This is a genomic window from Cupriavidus sp. TMH.W2, from assembly GCF_050847365.1.
GTDB lineage: Bacteria > Pseudomonadota > Gammaproteobacteria > Burkholderiales > Burkholderiaceae > Cupriavidus.
This window is the reverse complement of record NZ_CP193793.1, coordinates 2,098,974-2,117,428: the sequence shown is the minus strand read 5'-3', so window position 1 is coordinate 2,117,428 and position 18,455 is coordinate 2,098,974. Positions and strand designations below refer to the sequence as shown.

Sequence of the window (18,455 nt, the reverse complement as noted above, 5' to 3'; positions counted from 1 at the left end):
AGACGATGTACGCACAGCTGGTGGAGACAGGAGCGACAAGGCTCCGCGCAATGGAAGAGATGGACCCGCAGGAACGCGAGTTCCAGGCCCGCGTGGATGCCGGCATCAAGATCGAAGCCAAGGACTGGATGCCCGAGGCGTATCGCAAGACCCTGGTGCGCCAGATCTCGCAGCACGCCCATTCCGAGATCGTGGGCCAGCTGCCCGAGGGCAACTGGGTCACGCGCGCCCCCACGCTGGAGCGCAAGGCGGTGCTGCTGGCCAAGATCCAGGACGAGGCCGGCCATGGCCTGTACCTCTACAGCGCGGCGGAAACGCTGGGCGTGTCGCGCGACCAGATGCTGGGCGACCTGCACAGCGGCAAGGCCAAGTATTCCAGCATCTTCAACTACCCCACGCTGAGCTGGGCCGATATCGGCATGATCGGCTGGCTGGTGGACGGCTCGGCCATCATCAACCAGGTGCCGCTGTGCCGCTGCTCGTTCGGCCCATATGCGCGCGCCATGGTGCGCGTCTGTAAGGAAGAGTCCTTCCACCAGCGCCAGGGCTACGACATCCTGCTGTCGCTGTGCAATGGCACGCCCGAGCAGAAGCAGATGGCGCAGGACGCGCTGAACCGCTGGTGGTGGCCGGCGCTGATGATGTTCGGCCCGTCCGACGGCGATTCGCCTAACAGCGCGCAGTCGATGCAATGGCGCATCAAGTTGTTCTCCAACGACGAGCTGCGCCAGAAGATGGTCGACCAGACCGTGCCGCAGGCCGAATACCTGGGCCTGACCATTCCCGATCCCGAACTGAAGTGGAACGAGGAACGCGGCCACTATGACTTCGGCGAGATCGACTGGTCCGAGTTCTACCACGTCATCCAGGGCAACGGCCCGTGCAACCGCGACCGCCTGCGCACCCGCGTCAAGGCCTGGGACGACGGCGCATGGTTCCGCGACGCACTGGTGGCCCACGCCGACAAGCCGGCGCAGCAAGCCGCCGCCTGACCCTGCGGCGCACGGCGCCGCTACCCATCGAACCCGCATCACACAGGAGGTTGCCATGAAAGAGTGGCCGCTTTGGGAGATCTTTATCCGCAGCCAGCACGGCCTGGCCCACAAGCACGTGGGCAGCCTGCACGCGCCTGACGGCGAAATGGCGATCAACAACGCCCGCGACGTCTACACGCGCCGCAACGAGGGTGTCAGCGTCTGGGTGGTGAAGGCCGCCGACGTGGTCGCCAGCAGCCCCGGCGACAAGGGCCCGCTGTTCGAGCCCGCCAACAGCAAGGTCTACCGCCATCCGACGTTCTTCCCGATGCCGGAAGCCGTCAAGCACATCTGACACGGCCCGGATCATGGACAACCACAAGCTCGCTCATCTTCACGAGTACCTGCTGCGCCTGGGCGACACCACGCTGGTGCTCGGCCAGCGCCTGTCTGAATGGTGTGGCCGCGGCCCGGCGCTGGAAGAGGACATCGCGCTGACCAACGTCGCGCTCGACCTGGTCGGCCAGACCCGCCTGTGGCTGGGCTACGCCGCCGAGGTGGAGGGCGCGGGGCGCAACGCCGACCAGCTCGCCTACCTGCGCGACGCGCACCAGTTCCGCAACCTGCTGCTGGCGGAGCAGCCCAACGGCAGCTATGCCGATACGCTGGCGCGCCAGTTCCTGTTCGACACCTGGCACTACTTTGTGCTGGAGGGACTGCAGCGATCGACCGATGCGCGCGTCGCCGAGATCGCCGCCAAGTCGGTCAAGGAAGTGACCTACCACGTGCGCCGCAGCGCCGACCTGGTGGTGCGCCTGGGCGACGGCACCGAAGAGAGCCACCGCCGCATGCAGGACGCCTTCGACGACCTGTGGATGTTCACCGGCGAGCTGTTCGAGGCCGATGCGGCCGAGGCCGCGCTGGTGCGGGACGGCGTGATTCCCGATCCGGCAACCCTGGCCGGGCCCTGGCAGCGCCACGTCGGCGAGGTGCTGGAAGAGGCCACGCTGCGCGTGCCTGCCGGCCAGTGGGCGCAGAGCGGCGGCCGCCACGGCCGTCATACCGAACACCTCGGTTACCTGCTGGCCGAGATGCAGTTCCTGCAACGCGCCTATCCCGGCGCGCAGTGGTGATCCCCATGACCGCGCAAGCACTGGCACGCCCCGCCGTCGAACAGGTCTGGGCCTGGCTCGATACGGTGCCCGATCCGGAGATCCCGGTGATTTCGGTGGTGGACCTCGGGATCGTGCGCGACGTGGCGTGGGTCGGTGAGACCTGCGTCGTCACCATCACGCCGACCTACTCCGGTTGCCCGGCGATGACGGTAATCCGCGAGGGCATCGAAAGCGCGCTCGCGGAACACGGCGTCGATGCTGTGCAGGTGCAGACGCAACTGGCGCCGGCCTGGACCACCGACTGGATGACCCCGCGCGGCAAGGCCAGCCTGACCGGCTACGGCATCGCGCCGCCGGCGCAGCGGGTGATCGACATCAGCGGCATCAGCCGCAGGGCGGCGCCGGCGCTGGTGGTGCCCTGCCCGCATTGTGGGTCGCGCCAGACCCGGCTGGTCAGCCAGTTCGGCTCGACCGCCTGCAAGGCCCTGTACCGCTGCGGCGACTGCAAGGAACCGTTCGATTACTTCAAGGCGCACTGAGCCGGACCGAGGTAGTGAGATGAGCAAATTCCATGAACTGACGGTGGCCTCGGTCACCCGCGAAACCCGCGACGCCGTGGCCGTGACCTTTGCCGTGCCCGATGCGCTGGCCGATACTTACCGCTACGTGCAGGGCCAGCACCTGACGCTGCGCACCGGCATCGGCGGCGAGGACGTGCGCCGCTCGTACTCGATCTGCTCGGCGGTGCAGGACGAACAGCTGCGCGTGGCAATCAAGCGCGTCGACGGCGGCCTGTTCTCCAACTGGGCCAACGAGCAGCTGCAGCCCGGCATGAAGCTCGAAGTGATGCCGCCGTCGGGCCACTTCCATGTGCCGTTGTCCGCCACGCACGCCAGGCACTACGTGGCGTTCGCCGCCGGCAGCGGCATCACGCCGATGCTGTCGATCATCAAGACCACCTTGCAGGCCGAGCCCGAAAGCCGCTTCACGCTGTTCTACGGCAACCGCGCCTCGTCCTCCGTGCTGTTCAAGGAGGAACTGGAGGACCTGAAGGACACCTACCTGCAGCGCTTCAACCTGGTGTTCGTGCTCAGCCGCGAGCAGCTGGACATCGACCTCTTCAACGGCCGTATCGACGGCGAGAAGGTCAATGCGCTGCTCAGGCACTGGGTCAGGCCACAGGACATCGATGTCGCCTTTATCTGCGGCCCGCATTCGATGATGGAAGAGGTGTCGCAGGCGCTGGCCGACAACGGCGTCGACAAGGCCCGCATCAAGCGCGAGCTGTTCGCCACCAGCATCCCTTCGGCGCGCCCGGCCGCGCATGCGCACAAGCAGGTCGGCCAGCAGCAGTGCGAGGTCACGGTGATCCAGGACGGCCGCACGCGCTCCTTCACGCTGGAGAAGAACAGGGAAACCGTGCTCGACGCCGCGCTGGCGCAGGGCATCGAGCTGCCTTATTCATGCAAGGGCGGGGTCTGCTCGACCTGCCGCTGCAAGCGCATCGAAGGCGAGGTCGACATGGACGTCAACTTTGCGCTGGAAGACTACGAGGTCGCGCGCGGCTTCATCCTGAGCTGCCAGAGCTATGCCGTCAGCGACAAGCTGGTGATCGACTTCGACCAGGAAACCTGAAGCGGTTCCTGTCGCCATCCCGAACCATACACAAAACATTCTGCCCCCGGAGCAAGCCGTGTCCCATCCGTTTTTTGAACGCCACCAGGCGCTGCTGGAACAAGCCACCCAAGCCATCGCCGAGCGCGGCTACTGGAGCCCCTTCACCGAGATGCCGAGCCCGAAGGCCTACGGCGAAACCGCCAACGCCGACGGCAAGGCCGCCTTCGAGGCCCGCCTGAACCAGCCGTTCGCGCTGTCGCAGCCGGGCACCGTCGGGCAGGCCGGCAAGGAAGTCTCGCCCTACGGCCCGGAGCTGGGCATCAGCTATCCGAAGCCCGACCTCGACCAGCTCTTTGCCGGCGTGGCCGAAGGTATGCCTGCCTGGCGCAAGGCTGGGCCTGAAGCGTGGGTAGGGGTTTCGCTGGAGATCCTGCAGCGACTGAACCGGCGCAGCTTCGAGATTGCCTACGCGGTGATGCATACCACCGGCCAGGCCTTCATGATGGCCTTCCAGGCCGGCGGCCCGCACGCGCAGGACCGTGGCCTGGAAGCGGTGGCCTACGCCTGGGACGAGATGCGCCGCATCCCGAAGCGGGCCATCTGGGAAAAGCCGCAGGGCAAGAACGAGCCGCTGCGCATGGAAAAGCGCTATACCGTGGTGCCGCGCGGCGTGGGCCTGGTAATCGGCTGCTGCACCTTCCCGACCTGGAACGGCTATCCGGGCCTGTTCGCCAGCCTGGCGACCGGCAACGCGGTGGTGGTCAAGCCGCACCCGGGCGCGATCCTGCCGCTGGCGATCACCGTCGAGGTGGCGCGCGAGGTGCTGCAGGAAGCCGGCTTCGACCCCAACCTGGTCACGCTGGTGGCCAACGACCCGACCGAGCGCATGGCGTCGAAGCTCGCGCTGCGCCCGGAAGTGCGCCTGATCGACTTTACCGGCAGCACCGCCAACGGCGACTGGCTGGAGCGCAATGCGCACCAGGCGCAGGTCTACACCGAGAAGGCCGGCGTCAACCAGATCGTGATCGACTCGACCAGCGACTTCAAGGGCATGGTGCGCAATATCGCGTTCTCGCTGGCGCTGTACTCGGGCCAGATGTGCACGGCGCCGCAGAACATCTACGTGCCGAAGGATGGCATCGATACGCCGGAAGGGCGCGTCAGCTTCGACCAGGTGGCCGCGGCGATTGGCGAGGCCGTCGGCAAGCTGACGGCCGATCCGGCGAAGGCCGTGGAACTGCTGGGCGCGATCCAGAACGACGGTGTGGTCGAGCGTATCGAATCCTCGCGCGCGCTGGGTCAGATCGTCGCCGACAGCCGCGTGCTGGAACACCCCGAATTCCCCGGCGCGCGCATCCGCACGCCGCTGGTGCTGAAGGTGGATGCCAGCGATGAGGGCAAGATCATGCAGGAGCTGTTCGGCCCGATCTCGTTCATCGTTGCCACGGACAGCGCCGCGCACAGCATCGCGCTGGCGCACCGCGGCGCGAAGGAGCACGGCGCGCTGACGCTCTCCGCCTATACGACCGATGCCGGCGTGACCGAAGCCATCCGCGATGCCGCCGAAGACGCCGGCGTGGCCCTGTCGCTGAACCTGACCGGCGGCGTGTTCGTCAACCAGTCGGCAGCATTCAGCGACTTCCACGCCACCGGTGCCAACCCGGCGGCCAATGCCTCGCTGTCGGATGCCGCCTTCGTCGCCAACCGCTTCCGCGTCGTCCAGAGCCGTTCGCATATCTGACCCAAGGCAGTACCCGGCGCCGGCCCCCCTTGCTCGCGGCGCCATCATAACGAGATGGAGTAGACAATGGTTCAACGCATCCCCAATCCCAACGAGCTGGAGCCGATCGAACGCGCCAGCCGCGACGAACTGCAGGCGCTGCAGCTGGAACGGCTGAAATGGAGCGTGCGCCATGCCTATGACAACGTGCCGCACTACCGCAAGGCCTTTGCCGCTGCGGGCGTGCATCCGGACGACCTGCGGTCGCTGTCGGACCTGTCGAAGTTTCCGTTCCTGACCAAGCAGGACCTGCGCGACAACTATCCCTTCGGCATGTTCGCGGTGCCGCGCGAGAAGGTGGCGCGCGTGCACGCGTCGAGCGGCACCACCGGCAAGCCGACCGTGGTTGGCTATACCGCGAAGGACATCGATACCTGGGCCGGCGTGGTGGCGCGCTCCATCCGCGCAGCGGGCGGCCGCGCGGGTGACCTGGTCCATGTCAGCTATGGCTACGGCCTGTTCACGGGCGGCCTGGGCGCGCACTATGGCGCCGAGAAGGCGGGCTGCACCGTGATCCCCATGTCCGGCGGCCAGACCGAGAAACAGGTACAGCTGATCCGCGAGTTCCAGCCCAACATCATCATGGTGACGCCGTCGTACATGCTGAACCTGATCGAGGAGATGGAGCGCCAGGGCATGGACCCGTCGGAAAGCTCGCTCAAGGTCGGCATCTTCGGCGCCGAGCCGTGGACGGACGCGATGCGCGCCGAGATCGAGGCCCGCGCCGGCATCGACGCGGTGGACATCTACGGCCTGTCCGAAGTCATGGGCCCGGGCGTGGCCTGCGAATGCATCGAGAGCAAGGACGGCCCGGTGATCTGGGAAGACCATTTCTACGCCGAGATCATCGATCCGGTGACCGGCGAGGTGCTGCCGGACGGCGAGGAGGGCGAACTGGTGTTCACCTCGCTGACCAAGGAAGCGCTGCCGGTGATCCGCTACCGCACGCGCGACCTTACGCGCCTGCTGCCGCCCACGTCGCGGTCGATGCGCCGCATCGGCAAGATCACCGGCCGTTCGGACGACATGCTGATCATCCGCGGCGTGAACGTGTTCCCGTCGCAGATCGAGGAGCTGATCCTGAAGTCGCCGGCGCTGGCGCCGCAATACCAGCTGGTGGTGACCCGCGACGGCCACCTCGACAAGCTGGAAGTGCGGGTCGAGGCGCGGCCCGAGCATTCGGCGTCGCTGTGCGCCGACGACCGCGCGATGCTGGAGCGCGAGTTGAAGGAGCAGATCAAGACCTATGTGGGCGTGACGACGCGTGTACAGGTGGTGGATGCGGAAGGTATTGAGCGGACTACTGTGGGCAAGGCGCGGCGGGTGGTCGATATGCGGCCGAAGGTGACACACGAGCAGCCGGTCGGGGCGATCTGACGCGCCATTTTCTACCGCCACCCCACGCGGACGCTCCCCTCTCGCGCGAAGTGGGAGAGGGGTGGGGGTGAGGGCCGGAGCATCAACGAAGTGAAGGGCGTCGTTATGCCGGCGCCTGCCCTCACCCCCTGCCCCTCTCCCGCAAGCGGGAGAGGGGAGCACACCGCACGCAGATTCAAAGCCTCAACCATTTATCCCAACGATGGCGCCCACCCAGAGGCGCCACGCCAACCCTGCGCCAAAGGAGACAACCATGGACGCGCGACAACTGGAAGCCATCCAGAATCACCCCGATTTCATCCGTCTGACCAGCGGGCGCGCACGCCTTGGCTGGTCGTTGACGTTCATCATGCTGGCGATCTATTTCGGCTTCATCCTGCTGCTGGCCTTCTCGCCGGCAACGCTCGGCACGCCTGTTGGCGCGGGTGTGATGACGGTGGGTATTCCCGTGGGCGTGGCGGTGATCTTCGCCGCCGTGTTGCTCACCGGAATCTACGTGCACCGCGCCAACCGCGACCTCGATCCGCTCAACGAGCGCGTGCGCAAGGAGTGCCAGGCATGAAGCCCGCCTACCGTTTCCTGTGCGCGGCCCTGGCCGGGCTTGCCAGCTTGGCCGCCACGGCGGCACCTGCGATCCAGAGCGATGCCGCGCCACGGCCGCTGAACTGGAGCGCCATCTTCATGTTCCTGCTGTTCGTGCTCTTCACGCTCGGCATCACGCGCTGGGCCGCCCGGCGCACGCGCTCGGCGTCGGACTTCTACGTCGCCGGCGGCGGCCTCACCGGCTTTCAGAACGGCCTGGCGATCGCCGGCGACATGGTCTCGGCGGCGTCCTTCCTGGGCATTTCCGCGATGATGTTCGACAAGGGCTATGACGGGCTGATCTACGCACTGGGCGTGGTCGCCGGCTGGCCGATCATCCTGTTCATCGTCGCCGAACGGCTGCGCAACCTCGGCCGCTATACCTTTGCCGACGTGGTGTCGTACCGCCTGGCGCAGAAGCCGGTGCGCATCACCGCCGCCTGTGGCACGCTGACCGTGGTGATCATGTACCTGGTGGCGCAGATGGTCGGCGCCGGCAAGCTGATCGAACTGCTGTTCGGCACCAGCTATGAATCGGCGGTGGTGATCGTGGGCCTGCTGATGGTGCTGTATGTGATGTTCGGCGGCATGCTGGCGACTACCTGGGTGCAGATCATCAAGGCGGCGCTGCTGCTGGGCGGGGTGACCTTCATGGCCATCATGGTGCTCGCGTATTTCGGCTTCAGCCCGGAAGCTATGTTCGCCGGCGCGGCCAAGGTGCATGACAAGGGGCTGGCGATCCTGTCGCCGGGCGGGCTGGTGTCGAATCCGGTCGACGCGATCTCGCTTGGCGTCGGCATGATCTTCGGCACCGCCGGCCTGCCGCACATCCTGATGCGCTTCTTCACCGTTGCCGACGCCCGCGAGGCGCGCAAGTCCGTGCTCTACGCGACCGGCTTCATCGGCTACTTCTACCTGCTGATCCTGGTGGTGGGCTTCGGCGCCATCGTCATGGTGGGCGCCGACCCGGCCTATCGCGACGCGGCCGGCAAGATCATCGGCGGCAGCAATATGGTGGCGGTGCACCTGTCGCATGCGATCGGTGGCGACCTTTTCCTCGGCTTTATCTCGGCGGTGGCGTTCGCGACCATCCTGGCGGTGGTGGCGGGCCTGGCCCTGTCGGGCGCGTCGGCGGTCTCGCACGACCTGTACGCCAACGTGTTCCGCCGCGGACAGGCCAGCGAGAAGGACGAGATCCGCGTATCGAAAGCCGCCACGCTGGTGATCGGCGTGCTGGCGATGGTGCTGGGCGTGATGTTCGAGAAGCAGAACATCGCCTTCCTGTCAGGACTGGTGCTGGCGATCGCGGCCTCGGTCAATTTCCCGGTGCTGTTCCTGTCGATGTTCTGGAAAGGGCTGACCACGCGCGGCGCGGTGGCCGGCAGCCTGGCCGGGCTGGCCTCGGCGGTGGCGCTGCTGGTGCTGGGTCCGACGGTCTGGGTGGGCATCCTGCACCACGCCAAGCCGGTGTTCCCCTATGCCAATCCGGCGCTGTTCTCGATGACGCTGGCCTTTGCCTGCGCCTGGCTGGTGTCCGTGCTGGACCGCTCGGCGCAGGCGAGCGCCGAGCGCCAGCGTTATGGCGCGCAGTTCGTGCGTGCGATGACCGGCATCGGCGCGGCCGGCGCCAGCCAGCACTGAGTGCGGCTCAGTCAGTGTCCTGCTGGGCCTTGTGGCGGGACGCCATCTTGTCCTGCTGCGCCGGCGGCACGTAGTCGTAGTGGCTGAACTGGATGGTGTAGCTGCCGTGGCCGCCGGTGATGCTGTTCAGCCGTGACTGGTAGTCGTTCAGTTCCGACAGCGGCACCTGGCCGGCCACGATCACCGCGTTGCCGGCCGCGGTGCGCGTGCCATGGACCTGGCCGCGCTTGGTGGAGAGGTCGCCGATGATGTCGCCCATGGCGGTGCCCGGCACGGTGACCTCGATCTCGACGATCGGCTCCAGCACGCTGGGCCTGGCCTTGAGCACCGCGTCGATGAAGGCCTTGCGCCCGGCGGTCGCGAACGCGACTTCCTTGGAATCGACCGGGTGGCTTTTGCCGTCATAGACGGTCACGCGCACGTCCTGCATCGGGAAGCCCGCCAGCGGGCCGCTGTCCAGCACCTGGCGGATGCCTTTCTCGACGGCGGGAATGAACTGCCCGGGAATCGCGCCGCCCTTGACCGCATCGACAAACTCAAAGCCTTCGCCGCGCGCCAGCGGTTCGATGCGCAGCATCACCTCGCCGAATTGCCCCGCGCCGCCGGTCTGCTTCTTGTGCCGGTGATGGCCCTCGGCCTTGCCGCCGATGGTCTCGCGATAGGCGATCTTGGGCGGGTGCGTCGACACTTCCAGCTTGTACTGCTCGGTCAGCCGCTCCAGCGCGCAGCGCAGGTGGAACTCGCCCAGCCCGAACACCACGGTTTCATTGGTGCCCGCCGGATGCTCGATGCGCAGGCACGGGTCTTCCGCGCTGAGCTTGTGCAGCACCTCGGCCAGGCGCTGCTCGTTGCCGCGCCGCGCCGGTTCTATGGCCAGCCCGTAGATGGGGGTTGGGAATTCCAGCGGCGTGAGGTGGATATTGCCGTCCTCGGTGGCATCGTGCAGCACGGCATCGAAGCCGAGCTCGTCCACCTTCGCCACCGCGCAGATATCGCCAGGGCCGGCACGCGGCACTTCCTGCGTCTCCTTGCCCTGCAGCCGCAGCAGGTGCGCCACCTTGAACGGCTGGCGGCCGTCGCCGATATAGAGCTGGCTGTCGCGCGTGACCGTGCCCTGGTGGATGCGGAACACGGCCAGCTTGCCGACATAGGGATCGATCACCACCTTGAAGACATGGGCCAGCACGTGCTTGTGCGGCACCGGCTCGGCGCGCACGGCCTTGCGGTGCTCGCTGCCTTCACCGGCGCCTTCGCCGGTATCGCGATAGAACAGCGGCGGATTGCCTTCGGTCGGGTTGGGCAGCAGTTGCACGAATACGTCGAGCAGTTCCGTGATGCCGGCGCCGGTGGCCGCCGACGTAAAGCAGATCGGCACCAGGTGGCCTTCGCGCAGCGCGCGCTCGAAGGGGGCATGCAGCTGCTCCGGCGTGATCGCCTCGCCTTGCTCCAGGTACAGTTCCATCAGCTCGGGATCGATCTCGATCACCTGGTCGATCAGCGCATCGTGCGCGGCGGGCACCGATAAAAAATCCGACTCGCCGGCCGGATTGAAGAAGCAGTCGACCACCTTGCCGCCGTGGCCGGCCGGCAGGTTGATCGGCAGGCACTCTTTGCCGAAGGCCTCCTGGATATCCGCCAGCAGCGTTGGCAGGTCGACCTTGTCGCCGTCGATGCCGTTGATGATGATCATCCTGCACAACTGGCGCGCCTGGGCCCACGCCATGGCCCGGCGCGTGGTCATCTCGATGCCGGTCTGCGCATTGATGACGATCGCGGCGGTCTCCACCGCGGCCAGCGCGCTGATGGCGAGGCCGGAGAAGTCAGGGTAGCCGGGGGTGTCGAGCAGGTAGATGCGGGTATCGCGGTAATGCAGGTGGGCAACGGCGGCGCTCAGCGAGCGTTTGTACTTGCGCTCCAGCGGATCGGTGTCGCACACCGTGGAACCGCGTTCGATGCTGCCGGGCGTGTGCAGCGCACCGCCCTTGTACAGCAGTGCCTCGATCAGCGAGGTCTTGCCGCAGCCCGCGTGCCCAAGCAGGGCGACGGTGCGGATGGCATCGGGACTATCGTGCATGGTGGCTCTCGTCCGGCAATGGCTGTCCGGGAATTATTGGCGAAATTGGCCGCCACTACCACATGCGCGGGTCTGTCCCCGCACGCTGCGCCGCAGCAATTGCAATCCACCGCCCCGTCATTTTCATCCGATCCGACGACGCCTGAAGCCGCCGCGCGTGTGAAGAATGTCCAACTACCCGAGGAGACGACACTATGACGAAGCACCCGTTCGACCTGACAGGAAAAGTGGCGCTGGTGACCGGCGGCAATGGCGGCATCGGCCTGGGCATTGCCGAGGGGCTGGCCGCCGCCGGCGCCGATATCGCCATCTGGGGCACCAATGCGGACAAGAACGCCGCCGCGGCGGACCGGCTGGCCCGGCATGGCCGCAAGGTGCATACCGAGCTTTGCGATGTCGGCGACGAGCAGGCGGTCGATGCTGCAATGCAGCGCACGGTGGCCGCGCTGGGGCGCCTCGACGGCTGCTTTGCCAACGCCGGCGTCGGCAGCGGCAACAAGGGGCCGTTTGACCAGATGGCAACCGAGGCCTGGCGCAGGACCATGCGCGTCAACCTGGACGGCGCCTTCTTTACGTTGCGCGCGGCAGTCCGGCAGTTGCTGGTGCAGGGCGAGGGCGGGGTGCTGTGCAGCACGGCCTCGGTCGCTGCGATTGAGGGCGCGCCGCGCTCCGAGCACTATGCCGCCACCAAGGGCGGCGTGATCTCGATGATGCGGGGGCTGGCTGTCGAGTATGCGCGCAAGGGCATCCGCGCCCATTCGATCCTGCCGGGCTGGATCAAGACCGAGATGACCAGCGTGGCGCAGACCAACGACGCCTTCCAGGAGATGGTGCACAAGCGCGTGCCGATGCGCCGCTGGGGCGAGGGCAGCGACTTCGGCGGAATCGCGGTCTATCTGATGAGCCCGGCGTCGGCGTACCACACGGGCGATACCTTTGTGATTGACGGCGGCTATACGCTGTTCTAAGCGGCGGCCGTGGCGTGGGCGCGCCCGGGGCACGCCCACGCGCCACTTACAGCACGTCGTCCTTCAGGTGATACCAGTGATACAACACCCGCTGCCCCAGCCTCCGGAACGGCGCGAACATCTGCGATTCCACCATCTCGCGCACGTTCGGGAACGGCAGCGGCGAGCCGAAGATCGGCAGCTCCGGCAGCGCCGACGACTTGCCGGCGATCAGCGCCGCCAGGCGCTTGCCGGCCTGGGCGGAGTACATCACGCCGTTGCCGCCGTAGCCCATGGCGTAGTAAATCGACTGCGCGGGATCGGGCTGCGTGATGCGCGGCATCATGTCGTGGCTGACGTCCACCCAGCCCCACCAGGAATAATCGACCTGGATGCCCTGCAGCGCGGGAAACTTGCGGTGCATGTCGGCGATCAGCTTCTGCTTGTACTGTTCCTGCGGCGCGTCGTTGCCGGTGATGGCGCTGCGGCTGCCGATCTGCAGGCGGCCGTCGGGCATCAGGCGGTAGTAGTGGCGCAGGATGCGCGTGTCGGTGATGACCTGGGTGGTGCGGAAGTTGCACGCGGCCAGTTCGGCTGCCGTGAGCGGGCGCGTGACGATGGAGTTCGACAGGATCGGGAACAGCCGGTTCTTCAGCTCGCGGTGCAGCGACTGCGAGGTATAGCCGCCGGTGGCCACGCCCACGGCGCGCGCGCGCACGATGCCGCCGGGGGTGCGCAGGTAGTGCACGCCGTTGCGGGTTTCCCAGCCGGTCACGGGGCTGGACGGATGCACCTTGGCGCCCAGTTCGCGCGCGCGGCGCAGGTAGCCGAAGGCGAGCTTGCCGGCGTGGATGCCGATGCCTTCGGGTTCATGCATGGCGCCCGCGGCTTCCTTGTCGTCGACATATTCGCGGCGCACGGTGTCGGCGTCCATGATGCGCGCGTCGTACTTGAAGACTTCGCGCAGGAGTTTGGCTTCCTTTTCCAGGCCAGGCATGACCTTGGCGCGATGCGCGATATACAGGTGGCCGCCGGGCTGCGGGTCGCACGGGATGTCCTTGATCAGCCCCTTGAAGGTCTCCATGCCGTCGCAGACTTCTTCATGCAGGCGCAGCGCGGTATCCAGGCCGTAGCGCTGGATCCACTGCGAGCGCTTGAGCCGCCCGGACGCGCATTGGGCCTGGCCGCCGTTGCGCGTGCTGCAGCCCCAGCTGACGCGGTTGGCTTCGAGCACGGTGGCTTTGATGCCGTATTCCTGCGCCAGGAAGATGGCGCAGGTCAGGCCGGTAAAGCCCGAGCCGATGATGGCCACGTCCACGTCGATGTCGTGCGTGATCGGGCCGTCGTCGGCGGGCGGTTCGCCCGCGGTGCCGATCCAGTAGGTCGGCGCGTACTCGCGGCCATGGCCGGGGTTGGGCGTGTGCAGGGGATCGTAGGCGGGGTCGTACGGCCGGGTGGGCGCGGTGGACTGCTCGCCGGCAAGAAGGCTGCTGCGGGGGGCTACGGCTTGCATGGCGCGTCTCTCCGGTCAGGCTGCTACGACGGGCGGGCGATCCTTGCGGTACGCATTCTTCACCGCGATCTTGCCGTCGCGGAAGGTGAACACGTCGACCATGCGCGCCTCGATGCGGGCGCCGTCGGCGCGGGTGCCGCGGAAGGTGGATTCGCTGACGCCGCGGTCGCCCACGACGAAGTGGTCGCCATCGACCCATTGCGCGTCGGGGAAGGTCTGCCAGGCCAGCTGGAAGCCTTCGCGCACCGCGTCGCGGCCGATAAAGCTGCGGCCCAGCAGGTCGGGACCTGCCACGCCGTGGAAGGCGCAGTCATCGGCCATGAAGCGCATCAGGGCTTCGATGTCGTGGCGGTTCCAGGCGTCGTTGAAGGCCTGCAGCAGTTCGATGCCGGCGGCGGTGTTGTCCTTGGACATGGGTTGGTCTCCTGAGTGTTGTCTGCCGGTCCGTGGGGAACCGGCCATGACTCGAGGATAGGGAAGCCAGCCGCGGCGCTGTAGCGCCAGTTCGGGATAATCGCTTGGGCCAGGGGCGAGAGACAGCGCCGCTGGCGTGTTCAGGCCGCGGGGCGGGCCCGGGAAGTGACCGTGGCGGCGGGCGCAGCGCTGCTGGCGGTGGCCTGCAGCTCACGCGCCACGCCCGCCAGTACGCGGATGCCGGGCTCGATGCGGTCCAGCGAGATCGATGAGTAGCCCAGCCGGAAGCGGTTGCGCGGCGCGGGCTCGGCCATGAAGAAGACGCTGCCGGGCTCGATCAGCACGCCCTGCAGCTCGGCCAGCCGCGCGAGCGCGTCGGCATCGAGCCAGGACGGCCCCTCGATCCAGCATGAGGCGCCGCCGGCGATCGGCACGGCGCGGAAGTCGGGCATATGCGTGGCCAGCGCGGCCAGCACCGCTTCGGCGCGCTCGCGGTGCGCGGCCGCCAGCCGGCGCAGGTGCGCGTCATAGTGGCCCAGGGACAGGAACAGCGAGAACGCGCGCTGAATATACGCCGACGGATGCCGCAGCATCAGCCGCCGCACGCCGCGCAGCTCGGCGATCAGCGGCGCCGGCCCGACGATGTAGCCGATGCGCAGCCCCGGCGCCAGGCTCTTGGACAGGCTGCCGACGTAGATCACGCGGTTGCTGCGGTCCAGGCTCTTGAGCGTGGGCGTGGGGTCGCCTTCGAAGCGGCTCTCGCTCTCGTAGTCGTCCTCGATCAGCACGAAGTCCGCTTCCTCGGCCTGGCGCAGCAGGGCCTGGCGCCGCGCCAGCGGCATGGTGACGGTGGTGGGGCACTGGTGGCCGGGGGTCACATAGACGTAGTCGCAGGCGCGCTGCGCGTCGGACAGGGTCAGGCCGTCGCCGTCGACCGGCAGCGGCACCAGATGAGAGGTGTGCGAGCCGAAGATATTGCGCGCGTCCGGATAGCCGGGGTCCTCGATGCCCACCGGCGTGTCGGCGCCGACCAGCAGGTCGGCCAGCAGGTACAGCGCCTGCTGCGCGCCCACGGTCACCACGATCTCGTCGGCGCCGGCCCACACGCCGCGGCGGGGCAACACGCGGGTGCGGATCTGCTGCACCAGCGACTCGTCGTCGCGCAGGATCATGTCCTGGGCCCAGTCGTGGATGTCGAGCACGCTCAGCGCCTTCAGGCAGCATTCGCGCCAGTCGGCCGTGGGGAACAGCACCGGGTCGTACTGGCCGTAGATAAAGGGGTAGGGGTAGTCGCGCCAGTTGGCACGCTTGACGATATTGCGCTGCTGCGTGGGGCGGAACACAAAGCGCCGCTCCCAGTCGGGCTCGCCCGAGCGGGCGGGCACCGCTTCGCCCCGCAGCGAGGCCACGCCACTCACGCGCGTGCCCAGGATCTCCGGGTTGACGAAATAGCCGCTGCGCTCGCGCGCCACCAGGTAGCCTTCGTCGACCAGCTGCTGGTAAGCCAGTACCACCGTGTTGCGCGCCACGCGCAATTGCGCCGACAGTTCGCGGCTGCTGGGCAGCGGCTCGCCTTGCGGCAATTGCTCGTCGAGGATGGCCGAAACCAGCATCTGGCGGATCTTGCCCTGCAGGCTCAGGCCCGAATGGGCATGCTGCTGGAACAGCTGGGACCAGAGGGTAGTGGGAGACTTCAGGCTCATGGGCAGGTTGCCAGAATGGCGAAGCGCGCCAGCATACCGCACCGGCGCGCCACTTCAGTCAGGGTCGGACAGCGTCAGTCATCAATACTCATGCAGGTCGGGGCGCGGAATTTCCGCCAGCGGCACTACCTGATCCGCGCCGCGCCGAAACAGCTGGCGCGCGGCGTAGGCCAGCAGCAGGATCGCCAGGCTGACCACGCCAAGCGCGAGCGGCGTGCGCTGGTCGGGAATGAAGGCCATCGCCACCACGATGCCGACCATGCCGAAGATCGCCAGGTAGGTCAGGTACGGGTAGCACCACATGCGCACGCGCAGCTGGCCCGGCGCCTCGCGCTCCAGGCGGGAACGCAGGCGCAGCTGCGAGATCGCGATCAGGATGTAGACGAAGATCGCCACCGTGCCGTACGAGTTCACCAGGAAGGCGAACACCTTGTCCGGCGAGACATAGGACATCACCACCGCACCATAGCCGAACAGCGTCGCCACCAGGATGGCGCGCACCGGCACGCCGTTGCGGCTGACGCGGGCCAGCGACTTGGGGGCGTCGCCACGGCGCGTCAGGGCAAACAGCATGCGCGACGAGGCATAGAGGCCAGAGTTGAGCGCCGACAGCACCGCGGTCAGCACGATCGCGTTCATGATCTGCGCGGCCGCCGGCACGCCCATCACGTTCAGCGCGCTGACGTACGGCGTGCCGATGCTGGTGGAGTTCCACGGCACCAGACAGACCACCAGCAGGATCGAGCCGACATAGAACACCAGCACGCGCGTGATCACCGAGCTGGTGGCCTTGGCCACCGCCTTCTGCGGCTCGGCGGTCTCGGCGGCGGCGATGGTGACGATCTCGGCCCCGAAGTAGAAGCCCGTGGCCGCCACCGCGCCGGTCAGCACCGGTACGATGCCGTGCGGCATGAAGCCGCCGTTGGCGGTGAGGTTGGCCACCTGCATGCCATGCGCGCCCGGAGTCAGGCCCAGTACATAGACGCCGGCGATAAACAGGAACACCATGATCGCGGCCACCTTGATCGATGCGAACCAGAATTCGAACTCGCCGAATGACTTGACCGACACCAGGTTGGTCAGCGTCAGCATCACCAGCAGCACCAGGCTGATGATCCAGTTGGGCACGTCCGGCAGCCAGTAGCGCACCAGGTCGGCGCCGGCCACGGCTTCCAGCGCCACCACGATGACCCAGAAATACCAGTACATCCAGCCGGTCAGGAAGCCGGCCAGGTTGCCCACCGCCGGGCGGTCGCGCCAGGCTTCGCGTGCATACTCATAGAAACCGCCGCTGCCGGGCATGGCGCAGGCCATTTCGCCCAGCATGCGCATCACCAGCACCACCAGCAAGCCGGTGATCAGGAAGGAAATAACCGCGGCGGGGCCGGCCGACTTGATGACGACGCCGCTGCCGACAAAGAGGCCCGCGCCGATCACGCCGCCCAGCGCGATCATGGTCATGTGGCGTTGCTTGAGGCCGTGCGATAGTCCGTTGCCGGACTGGGGTTGTTGGATCATGTTGTGTCTCCTGTGCTGCGCTTGCTGTTCGTACTGCGTTGCAGGCAGTCCAGCGTTTAAGGCAGGCGCCACGGCTTCTCTTCGGTATAGGTGGCTGGGCAGTAAATGCCAGCACGGGGCCGTGGTCGTTCAGTATTTGCAATCCCGGGAGAGGGATGGCCTATCCGTACATTGAATTGTCTCCGGTGTTCGCTTAAAAAATGGAACCAGAAGTTCCGAAAAATCATTGTTTAACCGAAATGTAGGTCGTTCGAAGGAGAAGGTCAACTGGAAGTTTCGATAATTGATATGATTTGACTCTGAAAATGAAACTTACCTATGATGGAGCCAGGCATGAACGATATGCGCCTCGCCAAAAGTGACGCCAGGCCGGATGGAGACACGCCGGCACTGCGTTTGTTCGGCCTGCTCGAAGTCATCGCGGAGAAGGACCAGTCCTTCAACCTGCAGGCGCTGGTGGAAGAAACCGGCCTGCCCAAGCCCACGCTGCACCGCATGCTGCAGCAGCTCGAGGCGGCGGGCCTGATCCAGCGCAACGGCGACGGGCGGCAATACGGCACCGGCCTGCGGCTGCGCCGGCTGGCGGAGAACCTGTTGCTCAACAGCACCTCGCACGGCGCGCGCCACATGGTGCTGCGCCGGCTGGTGGAAGAGGTGGGCGAGAGCTGCAACCTGACCGCGTTCTCCGGCGGCGAGGTGCTGTACCTGGACCGCGTGGAGACGGCGGCGCCGCTGCGCTTTTACCTGCATCCGGGCTCGCGCGTGCCGGCGCACTGCTCGGCCACGGGCAAGCTGTTCCTGGCGCAGCTGGCGCCGGCGCAGCGCCAGCGGCTGCTGGCCAACGCGGAGCTGGAACGGTACACGCAGAACACGCTGACCGACCAGGCGCAGCTGGAAGCCGAACTGGAGCGGGTGAAGCGCGACGGCTACGCGATGGACGATGAAGAGTTCCTGCCGGGGCTGGTCTGCATCGGCGTGCTGGTGCCGGCGGCGGACGGCGGCAAGTCCAACCTGGGGCTGGCGCTGCAGGCTCCGGTGATGCGCGTGGCGCGTGACAAGGTGCTGCAATTGCTGCCGGCGCTGCAGCGCGCGGCGGGTGCGCTGGCCGCCATCGAGGCCGACAGCGCCGGCAGCTGGCAGGGCGGCGCGGAAGAGGACGAATAGCGCGCACGGCGTCACGCGGATTGCTCCGCCTGCCGC

16 protein-coding genes are annotated in these 18,455 nt (G+C 67.1%); 11 read left to right on the top strand and 5 right to left on the bottom strand.

Annotated features, from left to right (window positions below; all coding sequences use genetic code 11):
• Window positions 1–5 precede the first annotated feature (5 nt).
• The 9 genes from paaA (at window position 6) to ACREYQ_RS27035 (ending at window position 9,086) form a co-directional block, all read left to right on the top strand.
• Window positions 6–992, top strand: a complete 987-nt coding sequence (gene paaA / locus ACREYQ_RS27075; RefSeq protein WP_432261051.1) for a 1,2-phenylacetyl-CoA epoxidase subunit PaaA — start codon at window positions 6–8, stop codon at window positions 990–992.
• 55 nt (window positions 993–1,047) lie between these two features.
• Window positions 1,048–1,329, top strand: a complete 282-nt coding sequence (gene paaB, locus ACREYQ_RS27070) for a 1,2-phenylacetyl-CoA epoxidase subunit PaaB (protein WP_078200774.1) — start codon at window positions 1,048–1,050, stop codon at window positions 1,327–1,329.
• 13 nt (window positions 1,330–1,342) lie between these two features.
• Window positions 1,343–2,107: a 1,2-phenylacetyl-CoA epoxidase subunit PaaC gene (gene paaC / locus ACREYQ_RS27065; RefSeq protein ID WP_432261050.1), complete on the top strand. Its 765-nt coding sequence runs from the start codon at window positions 1,343–1,345 to the stop codon at window positions 2,105–2,107.
• 5 nt (window positions 2,108–2,112) lie between these two features.
• Window positions 2,113–2,628 (top strand): 1,2-phenylacetyl-CoA epoxidase subunit PaaD, encoded by a 516-nt coding sequence (paaD, locus tag ACREYQ_RS27060; RefSeq protein WP_432261049.1) that lies wholly within the window; start codon window positions 2,113–2,115, stop codon window positions 2,626–2,628.
• Window positions 2,629–2,647: 19 nt separating this feature from the next.
• A complete protein-coding gene (gene paaE, locus ACREYQ_RS27055; protein ID WP_432261048.1) occupies window positions 2,648–3,724 on the top strand; it encodes a 1,2-phenylacetyl-CoA epoxidase subunit PaaE in 1,077 nt (358 codons plus the stop codon).
• Between the two features lie 58 nt (window positions 3,725–3,782).
• Complete coding sequence (gene paaN, locus ACREYQ_RS27050; RefSeq protein WP_432261047.1) at window positions 3,783–5,447, top strand: phenylacetic acid degradation protein PaaN; 1,665 nt, start codon at window positions 3,783–3,785, stop codon at window positions 5,445–5,447.
• Window positions 5,448–5,513: 66 nt separating this feature from the next.
• On the top strand, window positions 5,514–6,863 hold the full coding sequence (paaK, locus tag ACREYQ_RS27045) for a phenylacetate--CoA ligase PaaK (protein ID WP_432261046.1): 1,350 nt from the start codon (window positions 5,514–5,516) through the stop codon (window positions 6,861–6,863).
• Between the two features lie 253 nt (window positions 6,864–7,116).
• Window positions 7,117–7,425, top strand: coding sequence for a DUF485 domain-containing protein (locus ACREYQ_RS27040; protein WP_432261045.1), 309 nt, complete (start codon window positions 7,117–7,119; stop codon window positions 7,423–7,425).
• Complete coding sequence (locus tag ACREYQ_RS27035; RefSeq protein WP_432261044.1) at window positions 7,422–9,086, top strand: cation acetate symporter; 1,665 nt, start codon at window positions 7,422–7,424, stop codon at window positions 9,084–9,086. The genes ACREYQ_RS27040 and ACREYQ_RS27035 overlap by 4 nt, the downstream gene beginning before the upstream one ends.
• A gap of 7 nt (window positions 9,087–9,093) precedes the next feature.
• Here ACREYQ_RS27035 and fusA read toward each other — a convergent pair whose 3' ends face one another.
• Window positions 9,094–11,160, bottom strand: a complete 2,067-nt coding sequence (gene fusA / locus ACREYQ_RS27030; protein ID WP_432261043.1) for an elongation factor G — start codon at window positions 11,158–11,160, stop codon at window positions 9,094–9,096.
• 194 nt (window positions 11,161–11,354) lie between these two features.
• On the opposite strand from fusA, the gene ACREYQ_RS27025 reads away from it, so the two are divergent.
• On the top strand, window positions 11,355–12,128 hold the full coding sequence (locus ACREYQ_RS27025) for an SDR family NAD(P)-dependent oxidoreductase (RefSeq protein WP_432261042.1): 774 nt from the start codon (window positions 11,355–11,357) through the stop codon (window positions 12,126–12,128).
• Window positions 12,129–12,174: 46 nt separating this feature from the next.
• On the opposite strand, the gene ACREYQ_RS27020 is transcribed toward ACREYQ_RS27025, so the two are convergent.
• The 4 genes from ACREYQ_RS27020 to ACREYQ_RS27005 form a co-directional block, all read right to left on the bottom strand.
• Window positions 12,175–13,620 carry an NAD(P)/FAD-dependent oxidoreductase gene (locus ACREYQ_RS27020; protein ID WP_432261041.1) on the bottom strand — a complete coding sequence of 482 codons (1,446 nt, stop codon included), beginning with the start codon at window positions 13,618–13,620 and terminating at the stop codon, window positions 12,175–12,177.
• A 15-nt stretch (window positions 13,621–13,635) separates the two neighbouring features.
• Window positions 13,636–14,034, bottom strand: coding sequence for a nuclear transport factor 2 family protein (locus tag ACREYQ_RS27015; protein ID WP_432261040.1), 399 nt, complete (start codon window positions 14,032–14,034; stop codon window positions 13,636–13,638).
• Window positions 14,035–14,174: 140 nt separating this feature from the next.
• Window positions 14,175–15,737, bottom strand: coding sequence for a PLP-dependent aminotransferase family protein (locus ACREYQ_RS27010; protein WP_432261039.1), 1,563 nt, complete (start codon window positions 15,735–15,737; stop codon window positions 14,175–14,177).
• Between the two features lie 81 nt (window positions 15,738–15,818).
• Window positions 15,819–17,255: an amino acid permease gene (locus ACREYQ_RS27005; RefSeq protein ID WP_432261038.1), complete on the bottom strand. Its 1,437-nt coding sequence runs from the start codon at window positions 17,253–17,255 to the stop codon at window positions 15,819–15,821.
• Between the two features lie 333 nt (window positions 17,256–17,588).
• Between ACREYQ_RS27005 and ACREYQ_RS27000 the strand changes: the two genes are divergently transcribed.
• Window positions 17,589–18,419: an IclR family transcriptional regulator gene (locus tag ACREYQ_RS27000; RefSeq protein ID WP_432261037.1), complete on the top strand. Its 831-nt coding sequence runs from the start codon at window positions 17,589–17,591 to the stop codon at window positions 18,417–18,419.
• Window positions 18,420–18,455: the final 36 nt, after the last annotated feature.

Bases quoted from the DNA above. Each gene is read 5' to 3' on its own strand.
- paaA (WP_432261051.1), top strand. From the start codon at position 6: ATGTACGCACAGCTGGTGGAGACAGGAGCGACAAGGCTCCGCGCAATG.
- ACREYQ_RS27000 (WP_432261037.1), top strand. From the start codon at position 17,589: ATGAACGATATGCGCCTCGCCAAAAGTGACGCCAGGCCGGATGGAGAC.
- paaC (WP_432261050.1), top strand. From the start codon at position 1,343: ATGGACAACCACAAGCTCGCTCATCTTCACGAGTACCTGCTGCGCCTG.
- ACREYQ_RS27035 (WP_432261044.1), top strand. From the start codon at position 7,422: ATGAAGCCCGCCTACCGTTTCCTGTGCGCGGCCCTGGCCGGGCTTGCC.
- paaK (WP_432261046.1), top strand. From the start codon at position 5,514: ATGGTTCAACGCATCCCCAATCCCAACGAGCTGGAGCCGATCGAACGC.
- paaB (WP_078200774.1), top strand. From the start codon at position 1,048: ATGAAAGAGTGGCCGCTTTGGGAGATCTTTATCCGCAGCCAGCACGGC.
- paaD (WP_432261049.1), top strand. From the start codon at position 2,113: ATGACCGCGCAAGCACTGGCACGCCCCGCCGTCGAACAGGTCTGGGCC.
- fusA (WP_432261043.1), bottom strand. From the start codon at position 11,160: ATGCACGATAGTCCCGATGCCATCCGCACCGTCGCCCTGCTTGGGCAC.
- ACREYQ_RS27025 (WP_432261042.1), top strand. From the start codon at position 11,355: ATGACGAAGCACCCGTTCGACCTGACAGGAAAAGTGGCGCTGGTGACC.
- paaE (WP_432261048.1), top strand. From the start codon at position 2,648: ATGAGCAAATTCCATGAACTGACGGTGGCCTCGGTCACCCGCGAAACC.
- ACREYQ_RS27005 (WP_432261038.1), bottom strand. From the start codon at position 17,255: ATGATCCAACAACCCCAGTCCGGCAACGGACTATCGCACGGCCTCAAG.
- ACREYQ_RS27010 (WP_432261039.1), bottom strand. From the start codon at position 15,737: ATGAGCCTGAAGTCTCCCACTACCCTCTGGTCCCAGCTGTTCCAGCAG.
- ACREYQ_RS27015 (WP_432261040.1), bottom strand. From the start codon at position 14,034: ATGTCCAAGGACAACACCGCCGCCGGCATCGAACTGCTGCAGGCCTTC.
- ACREYQ_RS27040 (WP_432261045.1), top strand. From the start codon at position 7,117: ATGGACGCGCGACAACTGGAAGCCATCCAGAATCACCCCGATTTCATC.
- ACREYQ_RS27020 (WP_432261041.1), bottom strand. From the start codon at position 13,620: ATGCAAGCCGTAGCCCCCCGCAGCAGCCTTCTTGCCGGCGAGCAGTCC.